An 18,866-nucleotide genomic window follows, 5' to 3' on the forward strand; every position below is an offset into this window, starting at 1 on the left:
ACTTTCTGCCGTTGCACCATTTTTATTCCAATCCAGTCCAGGTATGTTTAGGCAAATTTTCAATTGCCTATACCGCCATGCGCTCTCTTTGTTTCATTATTATTACGCTCGCCTGCATTGTTTCGCAGAGCCTGTATGCCTCAGAGCGGAACAATCCAATTGTTATCGCGCATCGCGGCGCGTCCGGTTATTTGCCTGAACACACACTCGAAGCGAAAACCCTCGCCTACGCCATGGGTGCGGATTATATCGAGCAAGATCTGGTATTAAGTAAAGACAACCACCTGATCGTAATGCACGACATTTATCTGGACGAGGTAACCGATGTCGCCAGCAAATTCCCAGATAGGGCCCGTGAAGATGGTCATTTCTATACCATCGACTTCACTCTCCCAGAGCTCAAGCAATTACGGGTGACGGGCCCCTTCGTAAGTGTGCTTGGAAAAAAAGTACCAAAATACGGCAAACGTTTCCCGCTGTGGCATTCACAATTCCAGCTGGCGACGTTTGAAGAGGAACTGGAACTTATTCAGGGCCTTAACCGATCATTGGGCTACAACACTGGGATTTATCCCGAGATCAAGAAGCCATATTTCCACGCACAGGAGGGGCGCGATATTTCCCGCATGGTGCTGCAGACCCTCAAGCGGTACGGCTATACAAAGCCCGCTAGCAAGGTCTACCTGCAGTCGTTTGATGCGGAAGAGCTTCAGCGCATTCATAGTGAGCTACTGCCCTCGATGAATATGGATATCCCTCTCGTGCAATTGATCGCCGAAACCGACTGGGAAGAGAAACGAATAAAGCGAGCGGGACAGTGGCACAACTACGATTACGACTGGATGCGCACACCGCAAGGGCTGCAAAAGATCGCGGACTACGCTGTCGGCATCGGCCCCTGGTACCCAATGCTGGTAACCGAAGAGGGAACAGAAGACACACTGCTAACGGAGGCGCGCAAACTGGGGCTGCAGGTACACCCATACACATTCCGCGCGGACCCTCTGCAGATCCCGGATGCTTACCGTGATTTTGAGGAGTTTATTGGGCTATATGTGGAGCAACTGCAAGTTGATGGTCTGTTTACCGACCATCCGGATAAGGTTCGCAGTTACCTGTCAACACGTGGCACACAGAGGCCCCTGGAAGTTTCGCCCTAGGTGGAGCCACGCTCACGCAATCAGGCGGGCTCCACATCCACGGAGTCGGCTGCAGTCACACGCCGGTCGCTTGCGACATCGGCCGGTGAAGCATAATCCACTACCTGATTACGTCCCTGCTGCTTGGCCCGGTACAAGGCCATGTCGGCCTGACGCATTAATTGCTCGACGGAAATATCTTTATCGGAATGTGCCACGCCAATACTCGAGGTGAAGCTGACCTCCCCTGCGGGGGTTGGCAGGCGGATACCGGCAATAGCGTCTCGCAACCGCTCCGCGGTATGCAGGGAGTCCGGCTTGGATTCGGTAATCAATAGCGCAAACTCCTCACCACCCAGGCGGCCAAACACGTCTGTCTCGCGTATTTTGGTTTGAATCGCCGCACTGAACTTGCACAGCGCTTCATCACCCACCCCGTGCCCGTGTTCATCATTGATGGACTTGAAGTGATCGATATCAAACATCAACAAGCTGGCGGGTTCATTCTGGCGATAGGCGCGCTTGATACACAGTTCAGCATCCGCAAGGAAACTGCGGCGATTGCGGATGCCGGTGAGGGGATCCGTGCGCGCTTCTATTTCGGCAAGCTGCTTCGCTTTCTCCAGCTCTTCCGTACGCGCACGCACGAGGCCCTCGAGCTTAACCTTCGACTGTTCCAGGTGCCGGCGATACTGGCGCTCCGACTCCAATGCCTGCAAGCGCACCCTGCGCAGCTTGATCCCCATGGCGGCCATAATGGTCACCATTTCGACGAAGGAGCTCAGCGGCGGCAGGTAATAGTTCACTAGGTTGTGATCAACCACACCGAGGTCACGCAGTGCCTGATAGAAGAGCCCGGCCAGTAACAGTGTCCAACCCACGGCAAATACTGCCGCTTCGCTGGAACCCTGCCGCCAGCGCACCAGTGCGATCACGGTGGAGGCCGGATACAGCAACAGCGCCAGGGTAATCGAGATCAACGCAACGGTTTTGATCTGCAGTATTGCGCTAACCAGCAAAATGCCGGCATTCACCATCATCAAGATGAGGATGTAATCAAGACGCGGGGTGTACTTGCGGGTTTGCAGAAACAGGCGATCAAATATCACACCACACAATATGCTGACCGCCCCGGTGGCAGACATATAGCTCCAGTGGAAGTCCTGCTGCAAAACATACTGATGGGTGAACCCGAGAATCGTACCCCAGGCAACGATTTTGGAAATGCCATACACGAAATAGGCAAAGAAACTGGAATCGCCCGTGGTAATGCCGACAATCAGTGAGAACAGTGAGATCAGTGCAATACCGCCGAACAGGAACGCGAGTATTGCGGTTTCACCAGTGTGGGATTTGCTTAGCGCGTCCGGAGCCCAGATTCGCATCGAGGGGAATACAAAGCCGGCTTCCTCAGAATCGTAGCGCACCAAGAACTTCACCGTCTCACCGGGAGACAGCTCCACAGGTACCACAAAACGATTGTGAAACACCGGACGCAGGGCAAAAGGTTCTCCCATCGCCAGATCGACAAGTTCATGGAAATCTGCGGCGGATTCGCCGCGCGCAAATGCCTGCAGGCGGATTAACTGGTGATCCACATATTCCAGGTGCAGCGGAAGTATCTGCTGCTGAGTATTGTGCAGCTCAAAGTAAGACCAGTAACTACCCTGTTGCAGCCCGGTGGAACCACCGCCCGCCAGCGGGGAAAAGCTGCCCGACTCCAGCGCCGCCAGAGCGTCCGCGAGCGTTGCCTGCCCACTCGGGTCATGCCAGATACGCGCCTGCCCGGTGCGCTGACCGCCCTCTTCACCATAACCAACACTTGTAGCGACCTGGGCAAGCACCGAAACGGGAATGAGAAGCAGCATCAGTATCGCAAAAACACGCGTCTGGGCCCGCCTTAACCAGCGCAATACAGACACATTAGAGACCCCTAACGAGGACAGAGTGGCGTTCATGGACAGCCCGAAATTGCCAGTTATAAGAGTTATTCAATCAATTGCTGAGCTTTACAAGCCTCGCAGCAGAGCGTTTCCCAGCCATATTATTCTTCGACGCTGGTAACTTGGCCCGAGGAGCCTGCACGGAACGCGTAAGTCCCGTTTAACTGACAGCCAGTTTACCGGGTCAGCGCCACAGAAGCACGGTTGATTGTGGGCCTGATAACGCAAGGTTCGCCCCACAGCCACTCAAGTGGGCAAGCACACCACCCAGATCAAACCGGTCCCGGCCAGCCAAGCAATCAAAAACTCTTATATCGGCACAAGCAAACAAAAATGGCCGCCTTAGGGCGACCATTTTCGAAGTCTGTTCTACATGTCAGCTCGCCTCGTACACCACAAGACGAGGCTACTGAGGCGAGCCGCTATGTAACAGTTTGTCACTCAAATTGTGAAAAATCTGCCGGGCGCTTTTCCATAAAGGCCGTAGCCGCCTCGCGAAACTCCTCCGACTGCAGGCGCTGCTGGAAGTGCAGTGCTTCTTCCCGAATCACCGCCATGCCGCTCTCATAGGTGCCCTGGCGCAGCAGTTTTTTACTCAGGCGCACCGCTTCGGGCGCCCTTTTGGCGAGCTCTTGGGCATATTCGCGTGCGCGTCCCAGAGCCTCGCCAGAAAATACGACCTCGTTGCAGATATTCACATTTGCCGCGGTCTGCGCATCAAACTTGTTCCCCAGCAGCAGCAACTCGGAGGCCTTGACGTGCCCCATGATACGCGGCAAAAGCAGGCTGGAGGCATACTCCGGGCACAGGCCCAAGTTTACAAAGGGCATCTGGAACATTGCATGATCTTCCGCGATCGCCAAATCACAGTGCAGCAACAGCGTGGTACCGATACCCACAGCCACGCCGCTGACCGCAGCAACAACCGGCTTGGGAAACTCGTACAGCGCGGTCATAAACTGGAATACGGGGGAGTCTTTACTGGACGCCGAACCATCCAGGAAATCCGTCAGGTCATTACCGCTGGTAAAAGCGCCACCGGCACCGGTGAGAATGACTACCCGCACCTCCGGGTTGGCGGCCGCATCGCGAAACAGCTGTGCCATGGCTGAGTACATGGCCTTGGTCAGCGCGTTTTTACGCTCTGGCCGATTAATGGTGATCTCCAGAACCCGGTTGCTTAATTGGGCGTCAATTTCTGCACAGGGGCTTTCGAAAGGGCTTGGCATACGGGGCTCCGCTATTACTTGGTTTCGTTATATTCGTGGCCGTCTAGCGCTAGTTTAGCCAGTCATTGTGCGCATACGAGGTCCATTTCGACCAGTTTGCATTACCTAAGCCGAACCGGCGTGCGACTGCAGCACAGTCACAGGGTGCGAAATGTATTTTCCAAAAATTGACCTTTCGACCTTATAATGCGGCCAAATTGGTGCAAGTTTGCGCAACTTTTAATTTATATACCGGCGAATACCGTTACATATATTGCAGCAGGCGGTATTCGGCAAAAGGAATCCTCTGACATGACCGTTACCTACAGCTCTTACCTGAAGGTAGACGAGCTGCTGGAATGCCAGCAACCGCTCTCCGCAGGCCCCGAACACGACGAATTACTGTTTATTGTTATCCACCAGAGTTACGAACTGTGGTTCAAGCAGCTGCTGCATGAACTGGACTTTCTGGTGCGCCTGTTCTGCGCGGGAGAGCGCAATCGCGCCCTGCACACTCTCAAGCGGGTCGATGCAATTTACCGCACGCTTATCCAGCAGGTAGACATCCTGGAGACGCTCACACCGCTCGAGTTCATGTCCTTTCGCGACCGACTGTCCACCGCCAGCGGCTTTCAGTCCTATCAATTCCGCGAACTGGAATTCCTCTACGGCGCCAAGGACCCGCGCAAGCTGCAGAACTACGAGCCGGGTTCGGAGCACTATCAGCGCCTGCAAACGCGTCTCGAAGCCCCTACCTTGTGGGACGCCTTCCTGCAGTTTCTCGCCCACGAGGGGCACGCCATTCCAGACAGTGTACTAAACCGGGATTTCAGCCAGGTGGCAGAGCCGTCCCCGGCGGTGCAAACCGTGTTGATCGACGTTTATCGCAATGACCCGCTGGTAAGCGATATCTGTGAGGCACTGGTGGATATCGATACCTCCCTGCAGCAGTGGCGCTATCGCCACGTGAAGATGGTGGAGAGGACCATCGGCAGCAAAATGGGCACCGGTGGCTCCAGCGGCGTGGGCTACCTGCAAAGCACCCTGTTCAAGCCGGTATTCCCCGACCTGTGGGCAATTCGCTCCGAGTTTTAAGCCCACGTCCACGAGCGGTCACAATCGGCCGCTCGTGGCTAAGCGCAATCCCCCGGCCCCGACTCCCCAGCGCCAAATTCCAGGCATAAAAAAAGCCAGCATGTGCTGGCTTTTTTTGATCCTGTGAGAGAGCGGCTCCCGCGGGACACTCTCTACGCAGATCAGTCTTCGAACGGTACCAGGGAAACCTGAATGTTCGGGTTTACCTCTTTCGCCGCGTCAGCGATGGTCACGTAAGTGTCCGCGCTGGACTTGTTGTGCGCACGGATAATCACGATCGCCTGCGGGTTCTCCGCGAAGAGCTGGGCAATACGTGCACGTACTGCACGGCTGTCCACTCGAGTCGGGCCCATCCAGATTTCGTCAGCGGAGTTCACGCTGATCAGGATATTCTGCTTGTCGGGGTCCGGCGGAGTCTCTACCTGCTGATCCGGATCCGGTACATTCACGTCCAGCGCCTTCTCTTTTACGAAGGATGCCGTCACGATGAAGAAGATCAACATGATGAATACGACGTCCAACATGGGCGTCAGGTCGATATCCGCTTTTTCTTCTTCTACGGCCTTACCGCGTCGTCTACTCATAAAACACCGTACAGTTTTTGATTCGAATTCGCCGGATTCACCGGTCTAATCAGGGGGGCAAGATTGCCGGGAAATGGCCACCAATGCAAGTGCAACCTGCACAACCACAACATAAGCTTTACAAATCAATGACTTACGAAGAGCAGCATACCCGAAAGCTCACATTTTATACAGCAAAATCGCCGGTCCGACTAGCTAGATAGCTCTGATAGTCAGGTACTTCGCGGGCGAAACTCTGCGACATCAGAGCCGAATGAATCATCATATCCGCACTGCTCGCATTACATGCCACTGGAATATTCCACACCGCGGCGATTCGCAGCAGTGCTTTCACATCCGGGTCGTGGGGCATGGGCTCAAAGGGGTCCCAAAAGAAAATCAGGATATCCACATCACCCTGGCAGATCTTCGCACCCAACTGCTGGTCACCGCCCATAGGGCCGCTGAAAAGCTTTTCCACACGCATTCCCGTGGACGATTCAATCTGGGAGCCTGTGGTACCGGTACCGAGCAATTGATGTTGCTCAAGAATGGCCCGGTGCTTTTGGCACCAGTCAATGAGTCCTTGCTTGCGGTTGTCGTGGGCTACCAGCGCGATGCGCTTTTCTGCAGCAATCGGCTTGTCGATCGTGTTCATGTGACCTCCAGCTAAAATCGGGTCAGTTTTATCTGTCGCCAGCCCTTCTCTACCATTCGCGAACCGAGAGACATGATAGAAGGCAACAAGTCGAATTTCTTCGCGTGGCAGAATTATGCAAAATTCCACGCCCGGCATCTATTGCCATGTCATCTGTCCTGTCATCGCCCAACGCCGCAATCCTCCCCGACAAGGAAGCGCGCTACCGTTATCGGGTTACCACCCCCACAAAGCCGTTGTTCTACATCCTGGGTTCGAGGTCCGCACACCGTAAACCCAATGTATAATCCCCAGTTGTTGTACCCAATTGCGGGCAAGTTTTCCTAAAGGAGTATGTATGAGCGTCGGCGCATGGGAACCAGCCAAGCAGGCCTCCAATGATCAGTCCCGAGAAAAAATCGACCCCACTCTGCTAACGCAGATACTGGAACTAGTGGAAGGCTCTTCCGCCCCGGAATCCTCGCACGCCCAAGAGAACACCGAATTAGCCGAACTTCCGGAAACACTCCGCTCGGCAAGCTGGCTCGCGGGGTTACCCGCAGCCCAGTGGCTGGAAGAAGCCGCGAACTGGGAGCCAGAACAACTGTGGGCTTTGATCCGCTTTTTCACCCTGGCGGAAGCACAACTGGATTGGCAGGGCGGTGCAGAATCTCCGGTTATCCCGCTGGCAAAATCCCTCCGCCGACGCAAAGCCCCACTGAGTCGCGAGCAACTTTTATGGATTCGCGGTAACTCCGACAATCGCTACCTGCCCTACGGCCCACTTTAATCAGCGGCAAGGGAAGAATTGGGCGAGCAAGGTCTACCGCCCAGCGCAACCAGTTGCCCTTTTCATATCGCTCACACATAAAAGAAGGCGTATCGCTCACGGCGATACGCCTTCTTATTATATTGAGGCAATTTGCCCTTTTTTACGCACTTGCACTCAGTCCACAAGCCGGAACCACTGGGCACGCAGTAAATCCGCTCGCGCCGGCGTGCGGTAGTTCGCCGCCAGCTCTCGCCACAAGATTACCCCCTCGCTGTCCACAAGCCAGGCACTGGGCCGCGCCGCCGCCGATTGCCACGGGTACATCAATAAGGGCGCACCTTGTCGCGCGACGAATAAGGGATAATCCTGAGAAGATTCCTCCAGCTGATGCACGGTAAGTTCAACAGGTGCTGGAATATCCCGCCGAGAGAAAGCTTTCGCCCAAGAAGACATTGGCTGCGCGCTAAAGAGCAGTAATCCAATGTTTCTCTTTTGCAACTGCGGCAGAAGGCGTTCGAAGCTTGCTAGCTGACTCCGACTATCGGCACAAAAACTCCCCCGCAGAAACACCACGAAGGCCCCATCCAGCTCCCGTTCGCGACAAAAGTCCGAGATATTACAGTTTTCCCCTGTTTGCTCTTCCAGATCGGGGAACTGCTGGTTAATGCCGGGTAATGAAGGGTGTGAAACCGAACTGAAGTGATAGAGATAAAGTAAAACGACAAAAAGATTCGCAATTACCAGGTAAATGGGCAGGCCGAGCTGTCCATCTGCCAGTAGCGCAACCGCAAGACCGATTAACACAGCGAGAAACGCATTGGATTCTCGAATATCTCCGTGAAATTTCTGCGGGTACAAATAACGTAGCCAAATCCACACCGGCAGCGCCAGCGCATTCAAAATTACGCCCGCCCAGGCGAGTTTTTCAGACGCCGCAGCACTGCCAATTAATGGACAAAAAGCACCAACACCACACGCCAATAGCCAGCTAAAGGCAAAAAAAGTAAAAAAAACCTTAAATTTATTCATTACAGAGTAAAAACGCCCCTAAAACACTTGCAATCAAGTATATAAATAAGCTGCAATTAGCGCGATGAATTCCACTCATCCAAAATAACACCTAAATACCAAATTTAGATACAGGGATATTTTATGGCCGGACGTAAAAAATCCACCGCGCGCGTAAGCGCCGTGGCAAAACTGGAGGCGGAACTCGCTTCTTTGAAATCTCAGCTGGAAAAGGCGCGTAGCAGCCAAGAAGCTGATGCAAAGAAAGAAGCCGATAAAGCCGGCAAAGAAGCTGACAAAGCTGCCAAAAAAGCACAAGCTGCCGCCGCCAAGGTTAAAGCAGCCCGTGCCAAGAAGAAATCTGCTGCTCAGCAGAAGCAAGTTAAGGCTGCCGTAGCTGCCGCTGCAACTGCCAAAAAAGCCGCCGTTGCCGCCAAAGCCGCCTCTGCTATCGCGAAAGCCAAGCTGGCTGTCATCGCTGCTGAAAACAAGCTGGCAACCAAAGTGGCCAAGGCTGTAGCCAAAGAAGAAACGGCTATCACCAAGAAACTGGCTGCTGCTGACAAGAAAGCTGCCGCTGCTGCTGCCAAAAAAGCCGCTGCCGCTGCCAAGAAGAAAGCTGCTGCGGACAAGAAGAAAGCTGCTGCCGCTGCCAAGAAAGCTGCCGCCGCTGCCAAGAAGAAAGCTGCTGCGGACAAGAAGAAAGCCGCTGCTGCTGCCAAGAAGAAAGCCGCTGCTGAGAAGAAGAAGGCCGCTGCTGCCAAGAAGAAGGCCGCTGCTGCTGCCAAGAAGCAAGCCGCTGCTGACAAGAAGAAGGCTGCCGCTGCTAAGAAGAAAGCTGCCGCTGCTGCCAAAAAAGCCGCTGCTAAGGCAAAAGCCAAAACCAAGGCTACTGCCAAGAAGAAGCCAGGTCGTCCAGCCAAGAAAGCTGCAGCTAAGAAGCCTGCCGCCAAGAAGGCAGGCCGTCCAGCCAAGAAAGCTGCAGCTAAGAAAACTGCCGCCAAGAAGGCTCCTGCTCGCCGTGGTCGTCCGCCGAAAGCCAAGTCTTAATCGACACTTTCTGGCAGACATAAAAAAACCCCGGCTCGCCGGGGTTTTTTTATGTCTGCCAGAAAGTTATAAGTGCCAGGTACTCGCCCGCCCCGACACCATTTAACCTCCCCGCCCGTCTCAACTACGTAAACGGCGCTTAGCCAATAGCCCCGCGGGCAGAACCCCCTTCACCAGGTCACGCAGCGCCGAAGGCAGCGCCAGCATCACTGGCGTCACGATCAGCGTCAGCAGAGTAGAAAAGCTGAGGCCGTAAACGATCGCACTGGCCAGCTTCACCCAGAAAGAGGCAATCACGCCGTTCACTACAATGTCACGCCCAACCATATCTACACTCACCCCCAGCGCCAGGGGCAGCAAGCCCAGAATCGTGGTAGCAGTAGTGAGAAACACCGGGCGCAGACGCTGTGCGGCAGCCTTAACCGCTGCAGCACCTGCACCCAGTTCCGGATCGGCTTTGCGTACAAAGTTATAGGTATCAATCAATACGATATTGTTGTTCACCACAATGCCAGCGAGGGCAACAATACCCACCCCGGTCATAATGACACTGAGGGTCGACTGGGTAAGGGTAAGCCCAAGCAACACACCGGCAGTGGACATAATCACCGAAGATAGAATCAACGCAGACTGATAGAAGCTATTGAATTGGGTGACCAGTAGGATAAACATCAGGAACAGGGACAAGGAGAATGCGACCTGTAAAAACACCAGAGTCTCGCTCGTTTCTTCATCCGCGCCCCGATAGAGCAACTCCACGTTGCCATCGATCGGGTGCTGCTCCAGCCACTGGCGTATTTCGCGTACTTTGTCGTCCGCCAGAACACCATCCACAACATCAGCCTTGATCTGCATACGGGTAATGCCATCAATACGCTCAATTTTATCCACTCTGGGCCCGGCCACAGTAGACACAAAGCTGCTGACCGGCACCGCACCTCCCGGGGTGTTTACCTTGAGTTCATCCAGCGCAGTAATGCCGCGGGCATAATCCGGATAGCGGATACGAATATCCACTTCCTCATCGGAATCATCCGGGCGATATTCCGCCATCAATACGCCGTTGGTGACCAACTGCACGGCGCGCCCCACGCCGGTTAGATCCGCCCCGTAGAGTGCCGCCTTTGATCGGTCGACCTTAACTTCCCACTCAATACCCGGTAGCGGAGCCGTATTCACAACATCCCGCAGTCCATCGAACTCATTCTCCAGCGCCCGATGCAGGCGCCAGGTTTCTGCCAGCAGGCTGTCGTAATCGCGGCTGCGTAATTCAAGTACAATGGCCTTACCCACGGGCGGGCCGCCTTCAAACGCCTTGGCACTGGTCTTAATACCCGCAAAGCCCGCTGTACGCTGACGAATATCCGCGAAAATGTCCCGGCTTTTGCGATCTCGCAGATCCGTCGGCTGCAACTCAACCAGCAGACTGGCAATCTGATCCGGTGATCTGTCTTGATTACCGGAAATACCACCCGATCCAATTGAGGTATACACCACACGTACCTCAGGTACTTGCATCACCGCCGTTTCGACTTGAGTAACTAGGGCGCGCTTTTCCTCCAGAGACAGATTTCCCAGCGCTCGCACTTCAACGTTGCCGTATTGCTCCTCCGTTTCGGTGAAATACTCGATTCCCGGATTAAAGGCACTATAAGCAATAAAGATACCCACCAATACCGCGATGGTGCCGCCAAAAGATATCAGCGGGTAGCGCACAACCGATGTCAGCATGCGGGCATAAAAGCCAGTGATTCCCCCTAAAGCGCTCGGGTCGCCATGCTCCAGTTGCTTGAGATGCTGCTGTGAAGCCAGATCAACGCGACCCTTGCCAAATACCGACCCCACGACGGGGGCAAAGAACAGCGCGTAAACCAATGATCCCGCCAGTACGGAAAACACGGTTACCGGCAAGAAGCGCATAAAATCGCCAACTACACCGGGCCAAAAGATAATTGGGAGGAAAGCGGCGAGGGTGGTCCCCGTTGACGCGACAACCGGCCAGAACATTCGGCGCACAGCGATGGAGTAGGCCGCGCGTGCTGACAGCCCTTCAGCCATCTTGCGATCGGCAAATTCAGTGATCACGATTGAGCCATCGATCAGCATACCGAGGGCCAGCAACATGCCGAACATGACCATGAAGTTGAACGAATAACCCAGGTACCAAGTAATGATGAAGCCGAACAGTAATGAGAAAGGGATCCCCAGGCCCACAAGTAACCCGGAACGGAAACCAAGCGCGGAAACCACAATGATCATCACCAGCAACATTGCGGTGAGGATATTGCCCTCCATTTCGCTCACCATGTCCCGCGCCCAATTGGACTGGTCAAATACAAAGTCGACCTTTACCCCACGAGGCAAGTACTCTCGTTCGGCATTTACCACCTCTCGGACTTTGTCTGCCAGGTCCACAGAGCTGGCACCGGTGCGTTTTTCCACATTGACCGACAGGCCCTGTTGCCCGTTCACACTGGTGTAGCTGGTGGCGTCCTTAAAGGTCCGCCTGATGTCGGTAACCTGACCAAGGGTCACAACCCCATCATCCGATTGCTTGAGCGGAATCTGGTATACGTCACTGGCCGATTCGATTAAGCCCGGAACCTTTACCGAGAAGCGCCCCTTGCTGACATCCATCTCACCAGCCGGGATCAGCAAATTATTCCCCAGTACAGCATTAATCAGTTCACCACTGGTTATCTGGTAATGCTCAAGCCGCACGGGGTCAATGATGGCTTCAACCACCTCCTCGCGACTACCATTGATATCTGCGCTCAGTACTTCGCTGACATTTTCAATTCTGCGTTTCAGCAATTGCGCGCTGCGTAGCAGTTCGCGCTCACTCGCGCCCTCACTGGCCAGGGTTACCACAATCGTCGGGAATGGCTGCGCCGATGCTTCCTCCACTACCGGCTCGTCCGCATCCCGCGGTAACTCGGCCTTGGCACGATCAACGGCATTGCGTACATCATCGACCGCAATATCAATATCGATCGCAGAGTCAAATTCGATGACTAGGTATACCAGCGACTCTCGCGCATTGGCGACAACTTGCTCAACGCCCTCCAGCGAGCGAATTTCCTGCTCCAGCGGGCGAATCAGCAAGCGCACCCCATCTTCCGGAGAAATCCCTTCGTGCCGCACCTGCACAATCACGATAGGCGGGTTAACTTCCGGACTGGACTCCACCGTCATGGCTCCGCGCGCAGCAATCCCCATGATAACGATGAGCAGCATCAAGCTAATACTGCTGCGGAAGCGATTAATAGCTCCGTCCAAGAGTTTCATTACAGTGACTCCCCGGAAGCCTGCGCAGCCTGTTTCACAGAAGCCGGCTCAGGTTCTGGTTCGACTGCACTAAGTGGGGCCGGCAAATCACCGCCGGTCTCTTCCAGCTCTACGTCCACCTGTTCACCAACACTGACATATTCCTGGCCCACGGTTACCAGCAGGGTGCGCGGCGACAGCCCGGTAACCCAAACCCCATCGCTTTCATCACTGACCAACCGAACGTTTCGCAGGACGACACGCTGATCCTCGTCGAGTATTTTCACCGCGAGAATGCCGGCGTCATCCAGGGTTAACAGGGAAGAATTGATTCGGTGGGCCATAACCTCGCCCGTTGGCAGTGCCATACGCGCACTGATGCCACTGCGCAGAGCACCGTCGTCATTTGCCACCGCGACTTCTACGCGATAGGCGCGCGTCACCGCGTGCGCCTGCTGGCTCACGTAGCGCAGCCGACCACTAAGAATCTGCCCATCCTGCATTTGCGCATTTGCAGGCGCCCCCAGCAGCAGGCTGCCCACCTTGGTTTCGGAAACTTCTCCCACGATCAACATGGGATTCAGGTCGAGAATGGTCGCGCACTCCTCGCCACGGCGAACAAAATCCCCCAACTCCACCGCCCGGCTGTTCACAACACCGTCAAAGGGCGCGCGAATCTTCAGGTTTTGTACATCCAGCTGTGCCCGTTTCAGGTCCGCGCGGGCGTTGGCGAGAGCAACTTCCTGCTGGGCCATTTGCGTGCCTGATTGCAGGCCGCGTCCCTTGAGCTTTTGCGCACCGGCAAAATCCAGCTCCGCTTTCTTCAATGAAGCGCGTGCGCGCGCCAACTTTTCCGGGCGATCTTCCGCGGCAATCTCACAAATCACGTCGCCCTTGGCTACATACTGCCCCTCATCGACCGGAAGCCCCGCCACCGCGCCATCGAGCTCGGCTCTCAGCTGCACACTCCGGTTGGCCTCACTGCGACTATTGACCACCACCCGAGTGGTATACGGTTGAGCCTCAATGTAGCGTCCACTAATCTTCATACGCTCTGCCGGCAGCACAGATGTACTCTTCGCGACCTCCGCCTCGAGCAGCGCTTGCTTCTCGTCCTTGAGCAATATGCCACTCAACAGCCACAACGTGGCAAGGCCACCCACGATGGTTGCCATGCGATAGTTACGTTGCCGCCAGAAGCCCAACAGAAAGTTCATAACTGCATTCCTGTCTGCAATTTAAAATTGATAGGAGATTTTATGCACAATTCTTGATCGAAACAGCGCCCAAAACTGCCGAATTACGAAATCCGCAGGAGATTTTAGAGGTGCGAATAGCCTGCTGTACCTGAGATTGGTCAACTCTCGGGTACTTTTCACAGCTACTTCAGATCTGATCAGGTTTTGGCATGGTCTTGGAGACGGCCAAAGGTGGTCCCACGCACGCATCCGGTAATGGACATTGTACGCGGGAAAATGAGAAAGGGTTCACCCTCTATGTAGTGAACCGGTACGGAACACGCGGTCAGGAGAGTATGGATTCCAGGAAGTCGGACATGTCCGACTCTTCCGCGGCAAGCTGGCCGCTGCCGAACTCGGCATTCCAATCCAGCAGGATACGAGCCAGATCCCGCGCCTGGTCCGCTAGCGCTACCAGCTCTTCTTTACAGTTTTTCGGGCCCGTGTAGAGCTTCAGGCGACGGTGACTATTGGCCAGCTCGTGGGTCGGGTATTTGGAACGATAAACCTCAAGCTTCCAGCGCAACGAATGCACCATATTGCGATAGAAAACCAGCTTGGTGGGCAGCTGCAGCAGGGAGAAGTCCTCAAGGTCACCAAACAGGGTGCAATCCACCGCGAGCACCTGAATTTCCTGGCCGACCGGTGCCCCCACAATAGTCGCACTACGGGGCTCAGCCAGCAGCATCGACAGGTCACCAAACACCTCACCTGGGCGAATCTCGGCGAGCGGACGATCACCGCTGGCTGCCGCGGCATCGTCCACGTGTACCTGCAACTCCCCGCGCACCAGAAAATACACCCACTGATCTACGTCGCCACTGTGCAGCAGCGCCTCTCCAGGGTTTAGCGAAACCAAACGCGAACGCTTCAGCAATACGTCGTATTGCCACTCACTGGTGGCACGAATATCACGAAAGAGATGAATGACATTTAGTAGGCGGTCCACCGCATCGCGGGGAAAATCACTAAGCGCTTTGTAATCCATGGAAATCTTGAATATTGCGTCGTGTTACCGGCAGCTGGAGCCAGACTCGCAGTTGTTTAACGGCGCACCTTGTTTGCACATATCCACATGCACATTGCACCACCAGAACACGCATTCTAGGTGCAAACAAAGCTGTGTCTGCCCCTGAGTACAGGGAAATTAAAAAAACGAGACTTTTTACCCACTTCAGGGTTGAACTCCATTGCAGTTACAGTAGAGTTGAGTGGACCCTGGAAAAAAATCAAGGTAGTTGTGCGGCAATTTGCCAACCTGAAAATACCTGCCTTTCCCGGGCCGCACCTTTCGGGGGGAGGGTGCGAAAGAAGCACGAGCATTCCTTGGGGTACATGGACGGGGACTCAGCGCTTTTTCTGCCGGTTTCTGCCCATCCGGCCATAAGCCAAAATAGATACCATTAAAATGAAATCGACAAAAATCGTCATTGCCCTGCTGTTGTTCGCTTCGGCCATGACAGCAAGCGCGGCCTCGCTCCTCAATGGACTCGCCCTGGAGCAACAATTCAATAAAGATCGCTACTTCGTTGCTGTTTATTCTGACCAGCTTGCCGACAACACCAGCACACTGCTCGACAGCAATGTTTCACGCAGCCTGCAAATTCGTGTAATCGAAGACCGGCTGTCTGCGCGACGCCTGCGCAACCAGTGGATGGAAAGTATCGCCATCAACAACCCAAGTGACACGCTCACTGGTCAAGCCAACAATATGGTGACCTTCGCCAACCTGTTTAAAGGGCGCCTGATGAGCGGCGACCACCTGAGTATCGATTACGCCCCAGATACCGGGGTAACCTCCGTCTCCCTGAATGACATCATGCTCGGCATGATTGAAGATCGCGAATTCTTCAACACCCTGCTTCGCGCCTGGGTCGGACCAGTTCCGCCCTCAACCGAGTTCCGCGACAGTCTTATGGCAGCAGGTGAAGTCGACTCAGGCTTACTCGCTACCTATGAATCCCTGCAGCCAGGTGCTGCACGCGTGGCTCAGGTCGCAGCAATGCTTGACGAACAGGAAGCAGCAAAAGAAACCACAGCCGTAGCTGCTGCGCCTGTGGCCGCTGCAAAACCCACTCTGACTGCGAATATCCCACCACCGACGCTGGCGGCAATCGGTACCGCCGCCGTGCAGAAGCCGGCGGTACAAGCTGCGGAACCCGCAGCAGAAGAACCCGCAACAGCCCGCGCCGAGCCGCAAGCAGCAGCGGTTGCAGCCACCCCCTCATCTCAGCCCAAGCCGCTGAAGCCAACCACCACCCGCCGGGCGACCCCGCCGGCAGAACAAGAGTTGGAAGAAGAGGAGGAAGCGCCGCTGACCGCAGACATGATCCTGGCCCGCCAGATTTACCACTCCATGCTGCTACGCCACACGTTTAAGCACATCCGCTACCCGAAACGCGCGCAGGATCGCGGTCAGGAAGGCAGTGTACGCTTGAACGTCGTAATCGATAGCAGAGGCAATGTGACCAGTGTCACTACCGTGCAGGAGTCCCGTTACTCCAGCCTGAACCGCGAAGCGCTTGAAGCGGTGGAGCGCGCCGGCCCTTACCCAGCCACTCCCGCCCAGCTCAAGATGGAGGAATACCGCTTCTCGGTACCGATTACTTTCCGCCTGCCGGACTGAATATCGACTGCAAGATCGACACTCCCCAAAAAAGCCCCGTACTCGGGGCTTTTTTTTTGCCCGCCTGAGTCCCCACCACCACCGCTTATTTCCATCGCCCACTGGCTACCATTCACCGCACGCCCGCTTGCCGCAGCCGCCCCTCCACACATACTATGCAGACTGCACAAATTCTATCCGAGCCATACATTGGACGGTCATCCAACCTATAAAAAGCCCAAAAGGCCCATTATGAAGAAACTGCTTTTACCGCTGGCTATCGCCACTGCCATTACCGCCATCGGCGGCTGCGCCAAACCGGAGAACGGAAGTGCTGAAGCCACCGACACCAAGCCCAGTGCTGAGCAAAGTGCTATCGCAAACACCACCCTTGGCTCCGGTATCGACCTGAGCGCCATGGACACAAGCGTGCGCCCGCAGGATGATTTCTTTTCCTACGTAAACGGAAACTGGATTAAAAATACCGAAATCCCCGCGGACAAATCCCGCTGGGGCGGTTTCAGCATACTGCGCGACAAGGCCACCGAAGAGGTGAAGGGCCTGATTATGGAGGCCAGCAAAAACGCCAACAGTGCGGGCGCCAAGCAAATCGGTGACCTGTACAACAGCTTCATGAATGAAGAACTCATTGAGAAGCAAGGTGTTAGCGCCATCGCATCCGAACTGGCCAAGGTCGACGCGATCGGATCATACAAGGACCTGGGTGACTTCTTCGCCTATGCCGACACCGTTGGTTATGACGTTCCCTTCGGTGGTTACGTGTATCAAGACCTGAAACAGGTTGAAAACTACATTACCTATATTTCCCAGGCCGGGCTCGGACTGCCAGACCGCGATTACTATTTCGATGACTCCGAGAAGGGCCAGAAGCTCCAGCAAGCCTACCGCGAATTTCTGGTAACAATGCAGAAAATTGCCGGCCTGGAAAACGCCGAACAATACGCGGAATCCCTTTACGAATTGGAAAAAAGCCTGGCGGAACACCACCGCACGCGCGTGGAAAACCGCGACCCGGTGAAATCGTACAACAAGAAAACCCTCGCCGAACTGAAGACCCTGATGCCTTCCTTCGACTGGGATAGCTACCTACAGAAAGCGCACCTGGAAAAAGCCGATGCCTTTATTGTTCGCCAGCCCGAGTATCTGGAAGCGGTAAATACCATCATCGCAGATACCGAACTGGACACCTGGAAACGCTACCTGAAGCTTAAGGTGCTCTCCGCAGCCGCACCTTACATGCACAGTGAAATTGCCCAGGCCAATTTCGACTTCTACGGCACCACCATTCGTGGCACCAAGGAAATGGAGCCGCGCTGGAAGCGCGCGGTGCAGTTCGTGAATGGTTCCGCTGGTGAACTGGTAGGCCAACTGTATGTAGAGAAATACTTCCCGCCGGAAGCCAAAGCGCGCATGGTGAAGCTGGTAGACAACCTGAAAGCCGCTTACAAGGAATCCATCGAGTCACTGACCTGGATGAGTGCGGACACCAAGAAGGAAGCACTGACCAAGCTGGCGAATTTCACCACCAAAATCGGTTACCCGGACAAGTGGCGCGACTACAGCGAGCTGCAGGTCGAAGCGGACAACCTGGTGGGTAACGCCATCGCCGCAACCCTGTTCGACACCCTGAACGACCGCAACAAACTGGGGCAGCCCCTGGACCGCGGCGAGTGGCATATGAGCCCGCAAACAGTAAACGCTTACTACAATCCGCCGATGAATGAGATTGTGTTCCCAGCGGCAATCCTGCAGCCACCGTTTTTCAATATGAATGCGGACGACGCCGTGAACTATGGTGGTATCGGTGGCGTGATTGGCCATGAGATTGGTCACGGCTTTGATGACAAGGGCTCCAAGTTTGACGGTAAGGGCTACCTGAATAACTGGTGGACCGATTCCGACCGCGACAATTTCGAGCAATTGACCGGCAAGCTGGTGGCGCAATATCAGGACTTCCAGCCACTCGAAGGTGAGCACATCAATGGCGAACTGACCCTGGGAGAAAACATCGGCGACCTGTCTGGTCTCGGCATTGCCTACAAAGCCTACAAGATGTCCCTGAATGGCGAGGAAGGCCCGGAAATCGATGGCTTCACCGGTGATCAGCGTGTCTTCATGGGCTGGGCCCAGGTGTGGCGTAGCAAAATGCGCGACGAAGCCCTGAGCGAGCGCCTGAAGACCGACCCGCACTCACCGGCCAAGTACCGCGTACAGGGTGTTGTACCCAACATCGAAGCGTTCTATAGCGCATTTGATGTGAAGGAAGGCGACGGTATGTACCTGCCCAAGGAAGAGCGTGTAGAGATCTGGTAAGTTATTT

14 protein-coding genes are annotated in these 18,866 nt (G+C 54.9%); 6 read left to right on the plus strand and 8 right to left on the minus strand.

The features are described from left to right. The first annotated feature begins 77 nt into the window (after positions 1–77). Entirely contained in the window at positions 78–1,160 is a 1,083-nt protein-coding gene (gene glpQ / locus KUV22_RS14535; protein ID WP_222232274.1) for a glycerophosphodiester phosphodiesterase, read from the plus strand. A gap of 20 nt (positions 1,161–1,180) precedes the next feature. Here the strand turns inward: glpQ and KUV22_RS14540 are convergent, their stop codons facing one another. Next, on the minus strand, positions 1,181–3,007 hold the full coding sequence (locus KUV22_RS14540) for a sensor domain-containing diguanylate cyclase (protein ID WP_222232275.1): 1,827 nt from the start codon (positions 3,005–3,007) through the stop codon (positions 1,181–1,183). A gap of 512 nt (positions 3,008–3,519) precedes the next feature. Beyond that, entirely contained in the window at positions 3,520–4,311 is a 792-nt protein-coding gene (locus KUV22_RS14545; RefSeq protein WP_222232276.1) for an enoyl-CoA hydratase, read from the minus strand. Positions 4,312–4,602: 291 nt separating this feature from the next. Between KUV22_RS14545 and KUV22_RS14550 the strand changes: the two genes are divergently transcribed. Next, a complete protein-coding gene (locus tag KUV22_RS14550) occupies positions 4,603–5,385 on the plus strand; it encodes a tryptophan 2,3-dioxygenase (RefSeq protein WP_222232277.1) in 783 nt (260 codons plus the stop codon). 161 nt (positions 5,386–5,546) lie between these two features. Here the strand turns inward: KUV22_RS14550 and KUV22_RS14555 are convergent, their stop codons facing one another. Continuing rightward, on the minus strand, positions 5,547–5,969 hold the full coding sequence (locus tag KUV22_RS14555; RefSeq protein WP_010132670.1) for an ExbD/TolR family protein: 423 nt from the start codon (positions 5,967–5,969) through the stop codon (positions 5,547–5,549). 166 nt (positions 5,970–6,135) lie between these two features. Then, entirely contained in the window at positions 6,136–6,606 is a 471-nt protein-coding gene (locus KUV22_RS14560; protein ID WP_222232279.1) for a methylglyoxal synthase, read from the minus strand. Between the two features lie 337 nt (positions 6,607–6,943). On the opposite strand from KUV22_RS14560, the gene KUV22_RS14565 reads away from it, so the two are divergent. After that, positions 6,944–7,375 carry a hypothetical protein gene (locus KUV22_RS14565; protein ID WP_222232280.1) on the plus strand — a complete coding sequence of 144 codons (432 nt, stop codon included), beginning with the start codon at positions 6,944–6,946 and terminating at the stop codon, positions 7,373–7,375. 156 nt (positions 7,376–7,531) lie between these two features. On the opposite strand, the gene KUV22_RS14570 is transcribed toward KUV22_RS14565, so the two are convergent. Then, positions 7,532–8,386 carry a redoxin domain-containing protein gene (locus KUV22_RS14570; RefSeq protein ID WP_222232282.1) on the minus strand — a complete coding sequence of 285 codons (855 nt, stop codon included), beginning with the start codon at positions 8,384–8,386 and terminating at the stop codon, positions 7,532–7,534. 123 nt (positions 8,387–8,509) lie between these two features. Between KUV22_RS14570 and KUV22_RS14575 the strand changes: the two genes are divergently transcribed. Then, the gene (locus tag KUV22_RS14575; protein WP_222232284.1) at positions 8,510–9,415 is read left to right on the plus strand and encodes a hypothetical protein; all 906 of its coding nucleotides are present in this window, start codon (positions 8,510–8,512) and stop codon (positions 9,413–9,415) included. A gap of 120 nt (positions 9,416–9,535) precedes the next feature. Here KUV22_RS14575 and KUV22_RS14580 read toward each other — a convergent pair whose 3' ends face one another. The 3 genes from KUV22_RS14580 to KUV22_RS14590 all read right to left on the minus strand — a co-directional run bounded on the left by KUV22_RS14580 (position 9,536) and on the right by KUV22_RS14590 (position 14,908). Then, positions 9,536–12,703, minus strand: a complete 3,168-nt coding sequence (locus KUV22_RS14580) for an efflux RND transporter permease subunit (RefSeq protein ID WP_222232286.1) — start codon at positions 12,701–12,703, stop codon at positions 9,536–9,538. Beyond that, the gene (locus KUV22_RS14585; protein ID WP_222232287.1) at positions 12,703–13,899 is read right to left on the minus strand and encodes an efflux RND transporter periplasmic adaptor subunit; all 1,197 of its coding nucleotides are present in this window, start codon (positions 13,897–13,899) and stop codon (positions 12,703–12,705) included. Before KUV22_RS14585 ends, KUV22_RS14580 begins: the two co-directional genes overlap by 1 nt. Positions 13,900–14,206: 307 nt before the next feature. After that, positions 14,207–14,908, minus strand: coding sequence for a cyclic nucleotide-binding domain-containing protein (locus KUV22_RS14590; RefSeq protein WP_222232288.1), 702 nt, complete (start codon positions 14,906–14,908; stop codon positions 14,207–14,209). A gap of 420 nt (positions 14,909–15,328) precedes the next feature. On the opposite strand from KUV22_RS14590, the gene KUV22_RS14595 reads away from it, so the two are divergent. Next, positions 15,329–16,546 carry a TonB family protein gene (locus tag KUV22_RS14595; RefSeq protein ID WP_222232289.1) on the plus strand — a complete coding sequence of 406 codons (1,218 nt, stop codon included), beginning with the start codon at positions 15,329–15,331 and terminating at the stop codon, positions 16,544–16,546. Positions 16,547–16,777: 231 nt separating this feature from the next. Then, complete coding sequence (locus tag KUV22_RS14600) at positions 16,778–18,859, plus strand: M13 family metallopeptidase (RefSeq protein WP_222232290.1); 2,082 nt, start codon at positions 16,778–16,780, stop codon at positions 18,857–18,859. Positions 18,860–18,866: the final 7 nt, after the last annotated feature.

Origin of the sequence: Microbulbifer agarilyticus, assembly GCF_019800665.1 — a bacterium.
GTDB classification, from domain to species: Bacteria; Pseudomonadota; Gammaproteobacteria; order Pseudomonadales; family Cellvibrionaceae; genus Microbulbifer; species Microbulbifer agarilyticus_C.

What these genes read in the sequence shown, in the direction of transcription:
- glpQ (WP_222232274.1), top strand. Translation starts at nt 78, where the DNA reads ATGCGCTCTCTTTGTTTCATTATTATTACGCTCGCCTGCATTGTTTCG.
- KUV22_RS14540 (WP_222232275.1), bottom strand. Translation starts at nt 3,007, where the DNA reads ATGCTGCTTCTCATTCCCGTTTCGGTGCTTGCCCAGGTCGCTACAAGT.
- KUV22_RS14545 (WP_222232276.1), bottom strand. Translation starts at nt 4,311, where the DNA reads ATGCCAAGCCCTTTCGAAAGCCCCTGTGCAGAAATTGACGCCCAATTA.
- KUV22_RS14550 (WP_222232277.1), top strand. Translation starts at nt 4,603, where the DNA reads ATGACCGTTACCTACAGCTCTTACCTGAAGGTAGACGAGCTGCTGGAA.
- KUV22_RS14555 (WP_010132670.1), bottom strand. Translation starts at nt 5,969, where the DNA reads ATGAGTAGACGACGCGGTAAGGCCGTAGAAGAAGAAAAAGCGGATATC.
- KUV22_RS14560 (WP_222232279.1), bottom strand. Translation starts at nt 6,606, where the DNA reads ATGAACACGATCGACAAGCCGATTGCTGCAGAAAAGCGCATCGCGCTG.
- KUV22_RS14565 (WP_222232280.1), top strand. Translation starts at nt 6,944, where the DNA reads ATGAGCGTCGGCGCATGGGAACCAGCCAAGCAGGCCTCCAATGATCAG.
- KUV22_RS14570 (WP_222232282.1), bottom strand. Translation starts at nt 8,386, where the DNA reads ATGAATAAATTTAAGGTTTTTTTTACTTTTTTTGCCTTTAGCTGGCTA.
- KUV22_RS14575 (WP_222232284.1), top strand. Translation starts at nt 8,510, where the DNA reads ATGGCCGGACGTAAAAAATCCACCGCGCGCGTAAGCGCCGTGGCAAAA.
- KUV22_RS14580 (WP_222232286.1), bottom strand. Translation starts at nt 12,703, where the DNA reads ATGAAACTCTTGGACGGAGCTATTAATCGCTTCCGCAGCAGTATTAGC.
- KUV22_RS14585 (WP_222232287.1), bottom strand. Translation starts at nt 13,899, where the DNA reads ATGAACTTTCTGTTGGGCTTCTGGCGGCAACGTAACTATCGCATGGCA.
- KUV22_RS14590 (WP_222232288.1), bottom strand. Translation starts at nt 14,908, where the DNA reads ATGGATTACAAAGCGCTTAGTGATTTTCCCCGCGATGCGGTGGACCGC.
- KUV22_RS14595 (WP_222232289.1), top strand. Translation starts at nt 15,329, where the DNA reads ATGAAATCGACAAAAATCGTCATTGCCCTGCTGTTGTTCGCTTCGGCC.
- KUV22_RS14600 (WP_222232290.1), top strand. Translation starts at nt 16,778, where the DNA reads ATGAAGAAACTGCTTTTACCGCTGGCTATCGCCACTGCCATTACCGCC.